The sequence below is a fragment of the Streptomyces sp. JLSY215 genome, assembly GCF_059682825.1.
Map to the genome: position 1 here is coordinate 3,860,872 of NZ_CM185022.1, position 15,438 is coordinate 3,876,309.

General features: G+C 69.5%; 18 protein-coding genes and 4 tRNA genes. 6 read left to right on the forward strand and 16 right to left on the reverse strand.

Going from position 1 to position 15,438, the window contains the following annotated elements; genetic code table 11:
- Positions 1-37: 37 nt before the first annotated feature.
- From rplJ to AC5677_RS17205, 7 genes are all read right to left on the reverse strand, one after another.
- Entirely contained in the window at positions 38-589 is a 552-nt protein-coding gene (gene rplJ / locus AC5677_RS17175) for a 50S ribosomal protein L10 (RefSeq protein WP_400066984.1), read from the reverse strand.
- Between the two features lie 316 nt (positions 590-905).
- Positions 906-1,748 carry an SCO4651 family lipoprotein gene (locus AC5677_RS17180; RefSeq protein ID WP_497195899.1) on the reverse strand — a complete coding sequence of 281 codons (843 nt, stop codon included), beginning with the start codon at positions 1,746-1,748 and terminating at the stop codon, positions 906-908.
- A 149-nt stretch (positions 1,749-1,897) separates the two neighbouring features.
- Positions 1,898-2,614, reverse strand: coding sequence for a 50S ribosomal protein L1 (rplA, locus tag AC5677_RS17185; protein WP_400066988.1), 717 nt, complete (start codon positions 2,612-2,614; stop codon positions 1,898-1,900).
- An 82-nt stretch (positions 2,615-2,696) separates the two neighbouring features.
- Positions 2,697-3,131 carry a 50S ribosomal protein L11 gene (gene rplK, locus AC5677_RS17190; RefSeq protein ID WP_016571043.1) on the reverse strand — a complete coding sequence of 145 codons (435 nt, stop codon included), beginning with the start codon at positions 3,129-3,131 and terminating at the stop codon, positions 2,697-2,699.
- A gap of 167 nt (positions 3,132-3,298) precedes the next feature.
- Positions 3,299-4,174, reverse strand: a complete 876-nt coding sequence (gene nusG / locus AC5677_RS17195; RefSeq protein ID WP_497195900.1) for a transcription termination/antitermination protein NusG — start codon at positions 4,172-4,174, stop codon at positions 3,299-3,301.
- 71 nt (positions 4,175-4,245) lie between these two features.
- Entirely contained in the window at positions 4,246-4,542 is a 297-nt protein-coding gene (gene secE, locus AC5677_RS17200) for a preprotein translocase subunit SecE (protein WP_497195901.1), read from the reverse strand.
- A gap of 108 nt (positions 4,543-4,650) precedes the next feature.
- Positions 4,651-4,723, reverse strand: a tRNA-Trp gene (locus AC5677_RS17205).
- A gap of 183 nt (positions 4,724-4,906) precedes the next feature.
- On the opposite strand from AC5677_RS17205, the gene AC5677_RS17210 reads away from it, so the two are divergent.
- Positions 4,907-6,142, forward strand: a complete 1,236-nt coding sequence (locus tag AC5677_RS17210) for a pyridoxal phosphate-dependent aminotransferase (protein ID WP_497195902.1) — start codon at positions 4,907-4,909, stop codon at positions 6,140-6,142.
- Between the two features lie 121 nt (positions 6,143-6,263).
- Positions 6,264-7,283, forward strand: coding sequence for an adenosine deaminase (locus AC5677_RS17215; RefSeq protein ID WP_497195903.1), 1,020 nt, complete (start codon positions 6,264-6,266; stop codon positions 7,281-7,283).
- 28 nt (positions 7,284-7,311) lie between these two features.
- On the opposite strand, the gene AC5677_RS17220 is transcribed toward AC5677_RS17215, so the two are convergent.
- From AC5677_RS17220 to AC5677_RS17245, 6 genes are all read right to left on the reverse strand, one after another.
- Positions 7,312-8,385, reverse strand: a complete 1,074-nt coding sequence (locus AC5677_RS17220; RefSeq protein WP_497195904.1) for a UDP-N-acetylmuramate dehydrogenase — start codon at positions 8,383-8,385, stop codon at positions 7,312-7,314.
- Positions 8,386-8,452: 67 nt separating this feature from the next.
- Positions 8,453-8,887, reverse strand: coding sequence for a MaoC family dehydratase (locus AC5677_RS17225; protein ID WP_497195905.1), 435 nt, complete (start codon positions 8,885-8,887; stop codon positions 8,453-8,455).
- Between the two features lies 1 nt (position 8,888).
- A complete protein-coding gene (locus AC5677_RS17230) occupies positions 8,889-9,341 on the reverse strand; it encodes an FAS1-like dehydratase domain-containing protein (RefSeq protein WP_497195906.1) in 453 nt (150 codons plus the stop codon).
- Between the two features lie 87 nt (positions 9,342-9,428).
- Positions 9,429-9,593: a 50S ribosomal protein L33 gene (rpmG, locus tag AC5677_RS17235; protein ID WP_003956487.1), complete on the reverse strand. Its 165-nt coding sequence runs from the start codon at positions 9,591-9,593 to the stop codon at positions 9,429-9,431.
- Between the two features lie 89 nt (positions 9,594-9,682).
- Positions 9,683-9,755, reverse strand: a tRNA-Met gene (locus AC5677_RS17240).
- A gap of 46 nt (positions 9,756-9,801) precedes the next feature.
- A tRNA-Thr gene (locus tag AC5677_RS17245) sits at positions 9,802-9,874 on the reverse strand.
- Between the two features lie 183 nt (positions 9,875-10,057).
- Here AC5677_RS17245 and AC5677_RS17250 point away from each other — a divergent pair.
- Entirely contained in the window at positions 10,058-11,329 is a 1,272-nt protein-coding gene (locus AC5677_RS17250) for an amidohydrolase family protein (RefSeq protein ID WP_497195907.1), read from the forward strand.
- A gap of 64 nt (positions 11,330-11,393) precedes the next feature.
- Entirely contained in the window at positions 11,394-12,056 is a 663-nt protein-coding gene (locus AC5677_RS17255; RefSeq protein WP_497195908.1) for an NAD(P)H-binding protein, read from the forward strand.
- A gap of 373 nt (positions 12,057-12,429) precedes the next feature.
- Here AC5677_RS17255 and AC5677_RS17260 read toward each other — a convergent pair.
- A tRNA-Tyr gene (locus tag AC5677_RS17260) sits at positions 12,430-12,511 on the reverse strand.
- A gap of 190 nt (positions 12,512-12,701) precedes the next feature.
- On the opposite strand from AC5677_RS17260, the gene AC5677_RS17265 reads away from it, so the two are divergent.
- Both AC5677_RS17265 and AC5677_RS17270 read left to right on the forward strand, forming a co-directional pair.
- Positions 12,702-13,190: a YajQ family cyclic di-GMP-binding protein gene (locus AC5677_RS17265; protein ID WP_497195909.1), complete on the forward strand. Its 489-nt coding sequence runs from the start codon at positions 12,702-12,704 to the stop codon at positions 13,188-13,190.
- A 427-nt stretch (positions 13,191-13,617) separates the two neighbouring features.
- Positions 13,618-13,761, forward strand: a complete 144-nt coding sequence (locus AC5677_RS17270; RefSeq protein WP_497195910.1) for a hypothetical protein — start codon at positions 13,618-13,620, stop codon at positions 13,759-13,761.
- A gap of 299 nt (positions 13,762-14,060) precedes the next feature.
- On the opposite strand, the gene AC5677_RS17275 is transcribed toward AC5677_RS17270, so the two are convergent.
- Together AC5677_RS17275 and htpX are read right to left on the reverse strand one after the other, a co-directional pair.
- Positions 14,061-14,453: a YccF domain-containing protein gene (locus AC5677_RS17275; protein WP_497195911.1), complete on the reverse strand. Its 393-nt coding sequence runs from the start codon at positions 14,451-14,453 to the stop codon at positions 14,061-14,063.
- A gap of 104 nt (positions 14,454-14,557) precedes the next feature.
- Positions 14,558-15,421 (reverse strand): zinc metalloprotease HtpX, encoded by an 864-nt coding sequence (htpX, locus tag AC5677_RS17280; RefSeq protein ID WP_497195912.1) that lies wholly within the window; start codon positions 15,419-15,421, stop codon positions 14,558-14,560.
- Positions 15,422-15,438: the final 17 nt, after the last annotated feature.

The following is a 15,438-nucleotide window of genomic DNA, read 5'->3' on the forward strand; positions in this document are numbered from 1 at the left end:
CTACGAGTGCCACGCCCCGGCAGGGGCATGTGTGTGGCTATTCGGCAGCCTCGGCGGGAGCCGGCGTACCGGCACCGCCCTGCTCGACCTTGCTGCGAAGCGCCTCCGCGGTGCGGACGAACTTCGTGAGCGGGGCCTGGAAGGTCGCCGCGGCCTTGGCCATGGACGCCTTCATGCCACCCGCCAGCTTGGCGAGCAGAACCTCGCGGGACTCGAGGTCCGCAAGCTTCTTGATCTCGTCGGCGGTCAGCGCCTTACCCTCAAGGACACCGCCCTTGATGACGAGATTCGGGTTCTCCTTGGCGAAGTCACGAAGACCCTTCGCCGCCGTGACCGGGTCACCGGTCACGAAGGCAACAGCGGTCGAGCCCTTGAGGTGCTCGTCCAGCTGAATCCCGGCCTCCTCGGCCGCGATCTTGGTCAGCGTGTTCTTCACCACACGGTACTGAGCGTTGTCACCGAGCGATCGGCGCAGCTCCTTGAGCTGCGCCACGGAAAGTCCGGTGTAAGAGGTCACAACAGCTGCGTTGGAACCACGGAGCTTCTCCGTGATCTCCGCAACGGCTGCGATCTTGTCGGACGTCGCCATGAGCCTCGGCCTCCTTCCGGGTGATGAGGACCGCGCAGAAGGGGCTGGGCAAAACAAACGCCCCGGCGCAGGCGCACGGGGCGTACTCGACCGAACAGCAATCGTCCGGGAGTTCATCCATACACACCTGCGCAGGCCGTCCGCAGCTAGCGGATCCTTCGGCCACCACACGCCCGGAATCGGACGCGCAGAGACAACCAGCGGTCTTTGGCTTCCTGGGTACGGTACGGGAACGGCCTGCCGTCAGGCAAATCGGCGGGAGCGGGGACATCGGTGACGCCCCCGCTCCCGCCTCAGCTCACTTCCGGCGTGCCGGTCAGCTGCCGGGACGCTCCTGGACCTGGCTCGCCGGCGGCGGGGCCACATCGACCTTGGTGCCGTAGCCGGTGTAGAAGATGGTGCCGTCCTGCTCGGTACCGACCTGCTCGCGCTTCTTGACCAGCAGGTTGTTCGAGTCGATCCAGATGTCGAGCTTCTCGCTCTTCGTCTTGGACTTCTCCAGCTGCTTCTTCAGTGCTTCCTGGGATGCCGGGCTGAGGTTCTTGCCCTGCACGTCGATCGTGATCGTGCCGCTGTAGTGGGTCGCCTGGACGCCGCGGACGTCTTCCTTGCCGACCACCTTGATGTCCTTCGCGGCGGTCATCCACTCGATCGGCTGGCTCGGGTTGGCGGTCGAGATCAGTTCCTTGAGCATGGAGCCGCCGCCCGGCTGCTTCGACAGGGACTCGTACGGGTACTTGATCCAGGGCTTGCCGCCGGGCAGACCGAGGTTCATGTACACCGCGTCCTTGGTGTACAGCGCCTTCATGGCGCCGGCCTTGTCGCTCGGCGACGACACCTCGACGCGCATCTGCGTGCCGTCGGTCCAGTCCACCCCGCCCTTGGTGTTCTGGGTGCCGGAGGCGGCCTTGGTGGTGCCGTCGATCTGCACGGTCTTCTTGGCCTCGGTCGCCGTCTTCGCGGCGTTCAGCGCGGCCAGCGGGCCACCGGCCGAGTCGTTCCCGCCGGTGCTGCCACCGGTGCTGCCGCCGGTGCTGCTGCTACCGCCGGTGCTGCCGCCGGCCTTGTCGCCGTCGCCACCCTTGTCGTTACAGGCGCTCAGACCGGCCACCATGATGACAACCCCCGCCGCGATGGCGGTCATACGCGTGCTGCGCACTTGAGGCTCCCCCTTAGTTCTCCTTATGGACCTCGGGGTGACTTTAGTGCAGGGCACCGACACCGAACGCGTCAGGCCCTGCTTTCCCTAGGGAAAGCAGGGCCTGACGACAAGGATCACGCGCTACGACGGATCACTCGCTACGAGGCTCAGACAGCCTCGTCCTCCACCAGGAGGTTACGGGTGCGGTTGGCGTCCAGCGGGATGCCGGGGCCCATCGTGGTGGTGATGGTGGCCTTCTTGATGTAGCGGCCCTTCGCGGCGGACGGCTTGAGACGGTTGATCTCCTCAAGCGCCGCGGCGTAGTTCTCCACCAGCTTGGCGTCGTCGAAGGACACCTTGCCGATGATGAAGTGGAGGTTCGCGTGCTTGTCCACGCGGAACTCGATCTTGCCGCCCTTGATGTCGGTGACAGCCTTGGCGACATCCGGGGTGACGGTGCCGGTCTTCGGGTTCGGCATCAGACCACGCGGACCGAGCACGCGGCCGAGGCGGCCGACCTTGCCCATGAGGTCCGGGGTGGCGACGACGGCGTCGAAGTCCAGACGGCCCTTGGAGACCTCGTCGATCAGTTCGTCGGAGCCGACGATGTCGGCGCCGGCGGCTTCCGCGGCCGCAGCACGGTCACCGGTCGCGAAGACCAGGACCCGGGCGGTCTTACCGGTGCCGTGCGGGAGGTTCACGGTGCCACGGACCATCTGGTCGGCCTTGCGCGGGTCGACACCCAGACGCATGGCGACCTCGACGGTCGCGTCGAACTTGACGGGCGAGGTGTCCTTGGCGAGGCGGACGGCCTCGAGCGGGGCGTACTGACGCTCCCGGTCGATCTTCGCGTCCGCGTTGCGAAGAGTCTTGCTGCGCTTCACTTCTGCTCCTGATGCAGTGGGGTGGAGTCGTGGTGCGGACCAGCGCCTGGTCCTGCCACGGATGTGCCTGTAAGGGCTGGGATCAGCCCTCGACCGTGATGCCCATGGAACGGGCGGTGCCGGCGATGATCTTCGACGCGGCGTCCAGGTCGTTGGCGTTCAGGTCGGGCATCTTGGTGGTGGCGATCTCGCGGACCTGCGCCTCGGTGATCTTGGCGACCTTGGTCTTGTGCGGCTCGCCGGAGCCCTTCTCCACGCCCGCGGCCTTCAGGATGAGCTTCGCGGCCGGCGGAGTCTTGGTGACGAAGGTGAAGGAACGGTCTTCGTAGACCGTGATCTCCACCGGCACGACCATGCCACGCTGCGACTCGGTCGCGGCGTTGTAGGCCTTGCAGAACTCCATGATGTTGACGCCGTGCTGACCCAGCGCGGGGCCGACCGGCGGAGCCGGGTTGGCGGCACCGGCCTGGATCTGGAGCTTGATAAGCCCCGTGACCTTCTTCTTCTTGGGAGGCATGCTCTCTCCGGGTCCTAGTGAGAGGTGGTTCGCCCCGCAATCCGGTCATCCGGATGGAGGCATACCGCACAACGATAACGGGTATGGTCGCGCGGCCAAAAACCGACAGGTCAGACAGGCGGTGAACGCCCGTCTGACCTGATCGGTGGCTGGTGTTCCGGAAGAAACTAGTTCTTCTGGATCTGGTCGAAGCTGAGCTCGACCGGGGTCTCCCGGCCGAAGATCTCGACCAGGCCCTTGACCTTCTTCGAGTCGGCGTTGATCTCGTTGATCGTCGCCTGCAGCGTCGCGAACGGACCGTCGGTGACGGTGACGGAGTCGCCCACCTCGAAGTCCAGCACCTGGACCTCGAGCTTGCGGGACGGCGCCGGCTTGCCCTCGGCCGCGGCGGCCTCCTTGGCAGCCTTCTCCTCGGCCTCCGGGGCGAGCATCTTGACGATCTCGTCCAGGGTCAGCGGGTACGGGTCGTAGGCGTTGCCGACGAAGCCGGTGACACCCGGGGTGTTACGGACGACGCCCCAGGACTCGTTCGTCAGGTCCATCCGCACCAGCACATAGCCCGGGAGCTTGTTCTGGCGGATGGTCTTGCGCTCGCCGTTCTTGATCTGGGCGACCTCTTCCTGCGGCACCTCGGCCTGGAAGATGTAGTCCTCGACGTTCAGCGAGACGGCGCGCTGCTCAAGGTTGGTCTTCACGCGGTTCTCGTAGCCCGCGTAGGTGTGGATGACGTACCACTCGCCGGGGAGGGTGCGCAGCTCGTCGCGGAGGGCGGCCACCGGGTCGACCGGCTCCTGCTCCTCGTCGGACTCGTCCTCGGCGACCTCGGCGGTGGCCTCGGCGTCGTCCTCGACGTGCACCGCGGCTTCTTCGGCGGGCTCGCCGGCAGCAGCGTCCTCGGCATCGATCTCGTCGGCACCATCGGCGTTCGCGACGATCTCCAGAGCGGTGTCGTCGCCCTCGACCTCGGCCGAGACGGCCTCGTCAACCTCGGCCTCTGCAGCCGCGACGGGCTTGGCGGCGTCGTTCAGGTTCGGGTCAGACACGTGGCTGCTTCTTCCTTGCTTCAAGGGGTTGAACGTGCGAAAGGCCGCCCACTGAGGCACCCTCCGCGGGATCAGCCGAAGACGTACCCGACGACTCGGTTGATTCCCAAGTCAATCACGGTTACGAGACCAATGATGATGACTACGAAGACGATCACCACGCTGGTGTACGTCGACAGCTGGCTGCGCGAGGGCCAGACGACCTTGCGGAGCTCTGCCACGACCTGGCGGTAGAAGAGCGCAAGACGCGCAAAAGGCCCCTTCTTGCCGCGCTTACCGCCGCGACGGGGCTTCTTCTGGGATTCCGCGATCTCGTCCTCGGAACGACCGCGCTCAGGCATGTCGATGGAGCCCAGGGCGTCCGTCACTCGTCCTCACCTGAATCCGGGTCGTGGCCGTGCCGCGCCCGGTTGAGCCGCACGGCGGTGCATTTCATACGTACGCGTGCACGCACTGTGGTGAAGAAGTGCGTGTAGCAGGGCCGGAGGGACTTGAACCCCCAACCGCTGGTTTTGGAGACCAGTGCTCTACCAATTGAGCTACGACCCTTTGTGGTTCCCCCAACCTACCGCATACGACTGACTGCACTATGTGCGTCAGTCGCGGCGGCCCGTTGAAGGCCAACGGTCAGCGAGTGTACGTGCTTCCGCGCCGGGCGTCGAACAGAAACCCCCGGGGCGGTGCCCGCAAACCGCTGTGCCGGGCTCCCGGGCGGTCTGCGACGATGCCTGTATGAGCGCTGCCACTCCTTCCGCATCGTCCCCCACCGAGCGCCGGGTCTCCGCCCGCATCGGTTCGATCTCCGAGTCCGCCACCCTCGCCGTCGACGCCAAGGCCAAGGCCCTCAAGGCCGCCGGGCGCCCGGTGATCGGCTTCGGCGCCGGTGAGCCCGACTTCCCCACGCCCGGCTACATCGTCGAGGCGGCGGTCGAGGCCTGCCGCAACCCGAAGTTCCACCGCTACACCCCGGCCGGCGGCCTCCCGGAGCTGAAGTCCGCGATCGTCGAGAAGACCCGTCGCGACTCCGGTTACGAGATCGAGGCCGCCAACGTCCTGATCACCAACGGCGGCAAGCAGGCCATCTACGAGGCGTTCGCGGCCATCCTGGACCCGGGCGACGAGGTCATCGTGCCGGCGCCGTACTGGACCACCTACCCCGAGTCGATCCGGCTCGCGGGCGGTGTGCCGGTCGATGTGATCGCCGACGAGACGACCGGCTACCGCGTGACCGTGGAGCAGCTGGAGGCCGCCCGTACGGAGAAGACCAAGGTCCTGCTGTTCGTCTCGCCGTCGAACCCGACCGGCGCGGTCTACACCCGCGAGCAGGTCGAGGCGGTCGGCCGCTGGGCCGCCGAGCATGGCCTGTGGGTGCTGACCGACGAGATCTACGAGCACCTGGTCTACGGCGACGCGGAGTTCTCCTCGCTGCCGGTGGTCGTGCCCGAGCTGCGCGAGAAGTGCATCATCGTCAACGGCGTGGCCAAGACGTACGCCATGACGGGCTGGCGGGTGGGCTGGGCGATCGGCCCCAAGGACGTCATCAAGGCCGCCACGAACCTCCAGTCGCACGCCACCTCCAACGTCTCCAACGTCGCGCAGGCCGCCGCCATCGCCGCCGTGTCGGGCGATCTGACGGCCGTCGAGGAGATGAAGGTCGCCTTCGACCGTCGCCGTCGCAAGATCGTGCAGATGCTCAACGAGATCGACGGCGTGCTCTGCCCGGAGCCGGAGGGCGCGTTCTACGCGTACCCGTCGGTGAAGGAGCTCCTGGGCAAGGAGATCCGCGGCAAGCGCCCGCAGTCCAGCGTCGAGCTGGCCGAGCTGATCCTGGAGGAGGCCGAGGTCGCGGTCGTCCCGGGTGAGGCCTTCGGCACCCCCGGCTACCTGCGTCTTTCGTACGCGCTGGGCGACGAGGACCTGGTCGAGGGCGTCTCGCGCATCCAGAAGCTGCTGGCCGAGGCGAAGTAGTCACCCACGGCTGAAAGTGCGGGGTCCGGAACATGTTCCGGACCCCGCACGCTTTTGCGGCGGTCCCTTCGTTCGGGGCGGGGCCTACCGGCGTACCGGCTGCATGCGGCAGGATCTCCAGATGGAGCGCATTCGTGATCTGCATCAATTGCCGAAGGCCCACCTGCACCTGCACTTCACCGGTTCGATGCGGGCCACGACCCTGCTGGAGCTCGCCGACAAGTACGGCGTCCATCTGCCGGACGCGCTCAAGGGCGGCGAGCCGCCCCGGCTGCGGGCCACCGACGAGCGGGGCTGGTTCCGTTTCCAGCGGCTGTACGACATCGCCCGGTCGTGTCTGCGCTCGCCGGAGGACATCCAGCGGCTGGTGCGCGAGGCCGCCGAGGAGGACGTCCGGGACGGTTCGGGGTGGCTGGAGATCCAGGTCGACCCGACCTCGTACGCGCCGCGGCTGGGCGGGCTGATCCCGGCGCTGGAGATCATCCTGGACGCGGTGCAGCGGGCCTCCCGGGACACCGGGCTGGGCATCCGCGTCCTGGTGGCCGCGAACCGTATGAAGCACCCCCTGGACGCCCGGACGCTGGCGCGCCTCGCGGTGCGCTACGCGGACCAGGGCGTCGTGGGTTTCGGACTGTCCAACGACGAACGCCGCGGTTTCGCCCGGGACTTCGACCGGGCCTTCGCCATCGCCCGGGACGGCGGTCTGCTGGCGGCGCCGCACGGCGGCGAGTTGTCGGGCCCGTCGAGCGTGCGGGACTGCCTCGACGATCTGCATGCGGGCCGGGTCGGGCACGGCGTACGGGCGGCGGAGGATCCCGCGCTGCTACGGCGGCTGGCCGAGCGCGGCGTGACCTGCGAGGTCTGCCCGGCGTCGAATGTGGCGCTGGGGGTGTACGAGAAGCCGGAGGACGTACCGTTGCGGACGTTCTTCGAGGCCGGGGTGCCGATGGCGCTGGGCGCGGACGACCCGCTGCTGTTCGGCGCGCGACTGGCCGCCCAGTACGAGATCGCCCGCACCGCACACGGCTTCTCGGACGCGGAGCTGGCCGAGCTGGCCCGTCAGTCGGTCCGCGGCTCGCAGGCGCCCGCGGACGAGCGGCAGCGGCTCCTGACGGGCATCGACGCCTGGCTGGCGGCGTAGCGGCCGCCAGGGGCCCCTACGCGGCCCTCTAGAGGCTGACGCCCACCGTCACCGGCTCATTGACGAGGGTGACGCCGAAGGCCGCCCGTACGCCGTCGCGGACCTCGCGGGCCAGCGCAAGGAGGTCCTCGGTGGTGGCCTCGCCGCGGTTGGTGAGCGCGAGGGTGTGCTTGGTGGAGATACGGGCCGGGCCGCTGCCGTAGCCCTTGGTGAAGCCGGCCCGGTCGATGAGCCAGGCCGCGGAGGTCTTCACCAGGCCGTCGCCCGCCGGGAAGGCGGGGGGCGCGACATCGGGGCCGAGCCGGTCGCGGACGCGCTCCAGGAAGGCGGCGTGCTCGGCCTCGGTGAGGATCGGGTTGGTGAAGAAGGACCCGGCCGACCAGGTGTCGTGGTCGTCGGCGTCCAGCACCATGCCCTTGCCCGCGCGCAGGGCCAGCACGGTCTTGCGGGCGACGGCCACCGGGACCCGGTCTCCGGCCTCGACGCCGAGGGCGCGGGCCGTCTCGGGGTACTTCAGGGGCGCGGAGAGGCCTCCGGCGTTCTCCAAGGCGAAGCGCACCCGCAGGACCACGAACCGGTCGGGGTGCTGCTTGAAGCGGCTGTGGCGGTAGGCGAAGCCGCACTCCTCGTTGGCGAGGGTGACGGTCTCGCCGGCCCGGCGGTCGTAGGCGACGACCTCGGTGATCGTGGCGGAGACCTCCTGGCCGTACGCGCCGACGTTCTGGATCGGGGTCGCGCCCGCCGAGCCGGGGATGCCGGCCAGGCACTCGACGCCGGCCAGCCCGGCCTCGACGGTGTGGGCGACCGCGTCGGACCAGTTCTCGCCGGCGGCCAGCTCCAGGGCCGTGCCGTCCAGCGTGCAGCCGCTGGTGGCGATGCGCAGGGCCGTGCCGTCGAAGCCCTTGTCGCCGATGACGAGGTTGGAGCCGCCGCCGATGATCAGCAGCGGGATGCCGGCGTCGTCGGCCGCGCGGACGGCCGCGATCACCTCGTCGTCGGTGGTGGCCGTGACGAGGCGCCTCGCCGGGCCGCCGAGGCGGAAGGTGGTCAGCGGGGCGAGGGGGGCGTTGTCTTCTACGGTTGCCACGTGTCGTTCCTGCACGCGCCCAAGGGTACGGGGGCGGTCCGACAATGCCTGTCCGGCCGCCCCCGCTCGTGCCCTGTGCGGGTCAGGCCAGGCGGACCACGGCGCGGGACATGCCCAGCACCTTCTGCCCGGCGCTCGTCGCGGTGAGGTCGACCCGCACCGTACGGGCCTCGTCGTCCAGCTTGGCGGCCACCTTGGCGCTGACCTCGATGAGCGCGCCGGTCTCGTCGTTGGGGACGATGACGGGCTTGGTGAAGCGCACGCCGTACTCGGCGACCGCTCCCGGGTCACCGGCCCAGTCGGTGACCACCCGGATCGCCTCGGCCATGGTGAACATGCCGTGCGCGATGACGTCCGGCAGGCCGACCTCCTTGGCGAACTTCTCGTTCCAGTGGATCGGGTTGAAGTCGCCGGAGGCGCCCGCGTACTGGACGAGCGCGGCGCGGCTCACGGGGAAGGAGCACGCCGGGAGTTCGGTGCCGACCTCGACGTCGTCGTAGGAAATCTTGGCGGTCATCTCAGGCCTCCTGGGCGGCGCGGGCCACCAGCTTGGTGAAGGCCGTCACCACATGCTCGCCGGCCTCGTCGTGGACCTCGCCGCGGATGTCGATGATGTCGTTGCCCGCCATGGACTTGATGGCCTCGATGGTGGAGGTGACGGTCAGCCGGTCACCACTGCGCACCGGCCGGGTGTAGGCGAACTTCTGGTCGCCGTGCACCACCCGGCTGTAATCCAGGCCCAGTTGCGGGTCCTCGATCACCTGCCCCGCGGCCTTGAATGTGATCGCAAACACAAATGTCGGCGGGGCGATCACATCGAGATGCCCGAGCGCTTTGGCGGCTTCGGTATCGGTGTATGCCGGGTTGGTGTCCCCGATCGCCTCCGCGAATTCGCGGATCTTTTCCCGGCCGACCTCGTACGGGTCGGTGGGCGGGTACGTGCGTCCGACAAAAGACGGATCGAGCGCCATGGCTCGCAACCTCCCTGTACTGATGCGGTGATTCAACGCCGTGAGGCCGCCCCCAGAATTGGGGACGGCCTCACGGACGAGCCTTGGTTATCGCGTCTCGCGGTGCGCGGTGTGCGAGTTGCAACGAGGGCAGTGCTTCTTCATCTCAAGACGGTCCGGGTTGTTACGCCGGTTCTTCTTGGTGATGTAGTTCCGCTCCTTGCACTCCACGCAGGCCAGCGTGATCTTCGGGCGGACGTCGGTGGCAGCCACGTGAGTGCTCCTTGACGGACGGATGGTCGGACTGAACGCATAAAAGAGTAGCCGATCGGAGGACCGACCCCACAATCGGCTACTGTCAGTAGCGGTGACCGGACTTGAACCGGTGACACAGCGATTATGAGCCGCTTGCTCTACCGACTGAGCTACACCGCTGTGATGCGAGGGGGACCCGCCCGAAGGCGGGTACCTCACACATCAGAGCCCCAATACGGAATCGAACCGTAGACCTTCTCCTTACCATGGAGACGCTCTGCCGACTGAGCTATTGGGGCGAGCGATGAAGACATTACACGGCCCGCAGCCAAAGGTGAAATCCGTATCCGGGCCGCGCACCAACCGCCCCCCGCACCACACCGGTACGACTATTTCGCGCCTGCGCGACGCTCTCCCGGCGGCGCCCTACTCTCGGACACACCGCTGCGTGATCTTGCACGCCCGTGCCTTCGAGGAGCGCGATGTCCGACAGCAGTTCACCGCAGCAGCCACAGCCGGGTAAGCGGGGAAAGCCGAACGGCGGCCGGCACGCCAGGTCGGACGCGGGCGCGTTGGTCCTGTGCGGCGCCCGGTTGGCCGACGGCCGGACGGTGGACGTACGGCTCGGCGGCGGGCGTATCGAGGCCGTGGGGACGGCCGGCAGCCTCGCCCCGCAGGGCTCCCGCGTCGATCTCGCGGGCTATCTGCTGCTCCCCGCTCCCGCCGAACCGCACGCGCACTGTGACACCGCGCTGACCGCCGACACCGACGGCCCCGCCTCCGACTCCCCCGAGGACGTCCAGCGGCGTACGACGGAGGCCGCGCTGCTGCAGCTCGGGCACGGTGCGACCGCCTCCCGCAGCCATGTCCGGATCGGCGATGTGCAGGGGCTTCGCTCGCTGCAGGCCGTACTGCGGGCCCGCCGGTCGCTGCGCGGGCTGGCCGATCTGGCCGCGGTCGCGGTGCCGCGCGTACTGACCGGGGTGGCCGGTGCGGACGGGCTGGCGATGCTGCGGGACGCCGTCAAGATGGGTGCGTCGGTCATCGGCGGCTGCCCGGACCTCGACCCCGATCCGGCGGGGTACGTCGAGACGGTGCTGGACGTGGCGGGCGAGCACGGCTGCCCGGTGGATCTCCACACGGACGGTGACGATCCGGCGCGGCTGTCCCGCTTCGCGGCGATGGCCGGCGGGCTGCGGCCGGGCGTGGCGCTCGGGCCGTGCGCCGGGATGGCGCGGATGCCGCGCAGCGTGGCGGCCCGGGTCGCCGAACAGCTCGCCGCCGCGGATGTCGCGGTCGTCTGCCTGCCGCAGGGCGACTGCACCGGCCTGGAACGCCACGGCTCCCGGGTGGCCCGGCCCGCGCCCGTACGGCTGCTGCGCGCGGCCGGGGTACGGGTCGCGGCGGGCAGCGGGGCGCTGCGGGACGTGGCGAACCCGGTGGGGCGCGGCGACCCCCTGGAGGCCGCGTATCTGCTGGCGTCCCTCGGGGAGGCCACGCCCGAGGCCGCGTACGAGACGGTGAGCGCGGCGGCGCGGGCGACGCTGGGACTGCCGGAGGTACGGGTCGAGGCGGGCTTCCCGGCGGAGCTGCTGGCCGTGCGGGGCGAGCGGATCGCCGGGGTGCTCTCGCTCGCGTACAGCCGGGTCGTGGTGCACCGCGGCCGGGTGGTCGCCCGTACCAGCGCGGTGCGCGAGTACTGCGACTCGGCGGCGGAGGTGGCGCTGGAGCTGCCGCGGCAGTCGCAGCGCTGAAGCACCGAGGTGGCGCCGCCGGGTCCCGCGGTGTGCGGGGGCTCTTCGGCGTACGGTCGGGATCATGCGCATTGTCATCGCAGGTGGACATGGTCAGATCGCGCTGCGGCTGGAGCGGTTGCTCGCCGGGCGCGGGGACGAGGTCGCGGGCATCGTCCGCCGGCCGGAACAGGCCGGCGATTTGCTGGCGGCGGGCGCCGAACCGGTGGTCTGCGACCTGGAGTCGGCGTCGGTGGAGGATGTGGCGCGGCATCTGCAGGACGCCGATGCGGCCGTCTTCGCGGCGGGTGCCGGTCCGGGCAGCGGCGCCGAGCGGAAGGACACCGTGGACCGCGGCGCCGCGGCGCTCTTCGCGGACGCGGCCGAGGCGGCGGGCGTACGGCGCCTCCTCGTCGTCTCCTCGATGGGCGCGGACCGCGAGCCGCCGGAGGGCACCGATCCGGTCTTCGCGGCGTATCTGCGGGCCAAGGGCGCGGCGGACGCGGACGTACGGGCGCGGGCCGGGCTCGACTGGACGATCCTGCGGCCGGGCCGGCTGACGAACGAGCCCGGGACGGGCCAGGTGACGCTGGCCGATGCGACCGGCCGCGGCGATGTGTCCCGCGACGATGTGGCGGCGGTCCTGGCGGAGCTGCTCGGCCAACCGGCCACCGCGGGCCGGACGTTGGAGCTCATCGGGGGCGATGTGCCGGTGGCGGAGGCGGTGCGGAACGTGGCGGCGCACTGAGGCCTCGTCACTGCCGGTCGGCGAGGTCTCGGCCGGTCGGCGAGGTCCCGGCCGGTGAGGGTCGTGCAGTACCGCTGCCAGGTGGCGGTGCGGCCGGGGCGCGCCGTGGGCACCGCGCAGAGCGTGACACGGAAGCTCGGGCCGAGCGGCAGCCACGCGGGGCTCAACCGCCGGCCGGACCGGAGGGCGGCGGACCGGCCCGTAAGGCCGGCAGGCCCTGGGCGCCGCGTCAGCGGCATGGCGATCTGCAGGGTGCGACCTACGAGGTGCGTCACCCTGCGTACGGCAGCGGCGGGACCTCGCCGCTGCCGGAGCGCAACGGAAACGGCCCCTGATCGACGTTTCCGTAGATCAGGGGCCGTTCCACTACCTGTGGCGGCGCCAGGATTCGAACCTGGGAAGGCGAAGCCGGCAGATTTACAGTCTGCTCCCTTTGGCCGCTCGGGCACACCGCCAGGGTTTGCTGCCGGGAGACCCGCTGTGAGGCGGTGCTCTGTGGCAACGACGTAAACCATACCCGATGGCTGGGGGTGGTCCGCCACTCGATTCCACAGCGCTGGATCTTGGCCGGGTGGCTAGGCTTGGCGGGCGGCCCGGGGACGGTCCGCACCCCTGACAGATCTACGTATGAGGAGCCAACTCAACATGGCCGACTCCAGTTTCGACATCGTCTCGAAGGTCGAGCGGCAGGAGGTCGACAACGCCCTCAACCAGGCCGCCAAGGAGATCTCGCAGCGCTACGACTTCAAGGGCGTGGGCGCCTCGATCGAGTGGTCGGGCGAGAAGATCGAGATGCGGGCGAACGCCGAGGAGCGTGTGAAGGCCGTACTCGACATCTTCGAGACCAAGCTGGTCAAGCGCGGGATCTCGCTGAAGGCGCTGGACGCCGGCGAGCCGCAGGCCTCGGGCAAGGAGTACAAGATCGTCGCCTCGATCGAGGAGGGGATCTCGCAGGAGAACGCCAAGAAGGTCGCCAAGATCATCCGCGACGAGGGCCCCAAGGGCGTCAAGGCGCAGGTGCAGGGCGATGAACTGCGGGTCAGCTCGAAGAGCCGGGACGACCTGCAGGCGGTGCAGCAGCTGCTGAAGGGGAAGGACCTGGACTTCGCGCTTCAGTTCGTGAACTACCGGTAGGAACCCGCATTCCGGGTGCCAGGGATGGGGCGGCGCGCTTCGGCGTGCCGCCCCACCGGTGTTTCCGGGTTTCTCCGGCGGCGCTTGACCTCAATGACGGGCGAGGTTCCACGGTGTTGTCATGGCCTCGTAGCGGAGCACTTCGCAGCCGGACATAGCTCGGCAGGGCGCCCGTTCCGGTTCGCACGGGCGCCCTTCTGGCGGACGTCTTTCCCGAGATCCGGCGGCCGGATGCCGGTGCCGTACTGATCAGCGAGTGGGACGCGGGCGGTCCCGAGGGGCAGCGGAGGCTCGTGGACGGCGTGGTCCGCCGGTGGGAGGCGGCGCCGCTGCCGGCGAGCCCGCTGTCGTGGGTGCTGTTCACCGGGACGGACGGCAGGAGTGTGCTCCATTACGGCCAGTGGACGGGCCGTGCGGCGCGCCAGGAGTGCGTACGGACCGCCGAGGGCGGGGCGGGCTGCGCGGGCGGATCGCGGCGGCCCTGGAGGGCGTCAGGGGCGTCGAGGACGTCGCGGGCGTCGAGGGCGTCGAGGGCGTCGGCAATAGCGGCCCCGGCGGTTTCGAGCTGTAGCGCAGTCTGTCTGCCGGCCGAGGACGCTCCGGGGGCCGTGGGCTGCGTCGTACGGGTCGGCGGCCGGCGGCGCGGGCGCGCTCGCCGCGCACTTCCACATCGGCGAGGACGGCCGGCGGGTCGTCGATCACAGCGAGTGGACGGCCGCGGAAGCCCATCACCGCATGGTCGAGACCGCCGTGCAGGACGGCGGGGCGGTGATGGGCTTCATCGCGGGTCTGGAGGGCGTGGAGCCGCTGGGGTTCAAGCGGTTCGCGGGGCCTCGGGGGCTCGTACGGGCGTGAGGGCGGGAAGGGCCGTCACCGGGTGGCGAACGGCTGGTCCGTGGGGACGATCTCGCGGCCGAGCGGCATCAGGGAGATCGGGATCATCTTGAAGTTGGCGATGCCGAACGGGATCCCGATGATCGTCACGCACAGCGCGATACCGGTGATGATGTGCCCGAGGGCCAGCCACCAGCCCGCGAAGATGATCCAGATGATGTTGCCGATCAATGAGCCGGCTCCGGCGTCCCGGCGCTCCACGGTGGTGCGGCCGAAGGGCCACAGGGCGTAGCCGGCGATACGGAACGACGCGATGCCGAACGGGATCGTGATGATCAATACGCAGCAGATGATGCCTGCGATGACATAGCCGATCGCCAGCCAGAAGCCGCTGAGGACGAGCCAGATGAGGTTGAGGATGAGCTTCATGATCGGCAGCCTTCCACGGGCGCTTCGGAGAATCTGTCTGACCCGGTAGACGCGCCTTCCGGCGGGAACCGTTGCGATGATGGCGCCGCAATCGGTGGGGACGGTCAGGGCCGGTGGCCGGCCATCTCCTCCAAGCGGGTGATGCGTTCGCGCATCGGGGGGTGGGTGGAGAAGAGCTTGGACATGCCGTCGCCCGCCCGGAACGGGTTGGCGATCATCATGTGGCCGGCGGTCTCCAGGCGCGGCTCGGGCGGGAGCGGCAGCTGCTGGGTGCCGGCCTCCAGCTTGCGCAGGGCGGAGGCAAGGGCCAGTGGGTCGCCGGTGAGCTGGGCGCCCGAGGCGTCCGCCTGGTACTCGCGGGAGCGGCTGACGGCCAGCTGGATGAGCGCGGCCGCCACCGGGCCGAGGATCATGATCAGGAGCATGCCCAGGAGGCCGGGGCCCTCGTCGTCATCGCTTCTGCCTATCGGGATCAGCCAGGCGAAGTTGACGAGGAACATCACGACGGAGGCGAGGGCGCCCGCGACGGACGAGATGAGGATGTCGCGGTTGTAGACATGGCTGAGCTCATGGCCGATGACGCCGCGCAGTTCGCGTTCGTCGAGGAGCTGGAGGATGCCGTCCGTGCAGCAGACCGCGGCGTTGCGCGGGTTGCGGCCGGTGGCGAAGGCGTTGGGAGCCTGGGTCGGGGAGATGTACAGGCGCGGCATGGGCTGACGGGCGGCCGTGGAGAGCTCGCGGACCATGCGGTAGAGCCCGGGGGCCTCGAATTCGCTGACGGGGCGGGCCCGCATGGCCCTGAGGGCCAGTTTGTCGCTGTTCCAGTACGCGTAGGCGTTGGTGCCCAGGGCGACGAGGACGGCGATGATCAGGCCCGTACGGCCGAAGAGGCTGCCGATGACGATGATGAGTGCGGACAGTCCCCCGAGGAGTACGGCGGTCCTGAGCCCGTTGTGCCGGCGGTGCACGGTACGCCCTCCAAGCG

Excerpts from the sequence above, each read along its gene's own strand:
- rplJ (WP_400066984.1), bottom strand. The coding sequence starts at position 589 with ATGGCGACGTCCGACAAGATCGCAGCCGTTGCGGAGATCACGGAGAAG.
- AC5677_RS17210 (WP_497195902.1), top strand. The coding sequence starts at position 4,907 with ATGAGCGCTGCCACTCCTTCCGCATCGTCCCCCACCGAGCGCCGGGTC.
- rplK (WP_016571043.1), bottom strand. The coding sequence starts at position 3,131 with ATGCCTCCCAAGAAGAAGAAGGTCACGGGGCTTATCAAGCTCCAGATC.
- AC5677_RS17265 (WP_497195909.1), top strand. The coding sequence starts at position 12,702 with ATGGCCGACTCCAGTTTCGACATCGTCTCGAAGGTCGAGCGGCAGGAG.
- AC5677_RS17230 (WP_497195906.1), bottom strand. The coding sequence starts at position 9,341 with ATGGCGCTCGATCCGTCTTTTGTCGGACGCACGTACCCGCCCACCGAC.
- AC5677_RS17275 (WP_497195911.1), bottom strand. The coding sequence starts at position 14,453 with ATGAAGCTCATCCTCAACCTCATCTGGCTCGTCCTCAGCGGCTTCTGG.
- AC5677_RS17255 (WP_497195908.1), top strand. The coding sequence starts at position 11,394 with ATGCGCATTGTCATCGCAGGTGGACATGGTCAGATCGCGCTGCGGCTG.
- AC5677_RS17225 (WP_497195905.1), bottom strand. The coding sequence starts at position 8,887 with ATGACCGCCAAGATTTCCTACGACGACGTCGAGGTCGGCACCGAACTC.
- AC5677_RS17250 (WP_497195907.1), top strand. The coding sequence starts at position 10,058 with ATGTCCGACAGCAGTTCACCGCAGCAGCCACAGCCGGGTAAGCGGGGA.
- AC5677_RS17215 (WP_497195903.1), top strand. The coding sequence starts at position 6,264 with ATGGAGCGCATTCGTGATCTGCATCAATTGCCGAAGGCCCACCTGCAC.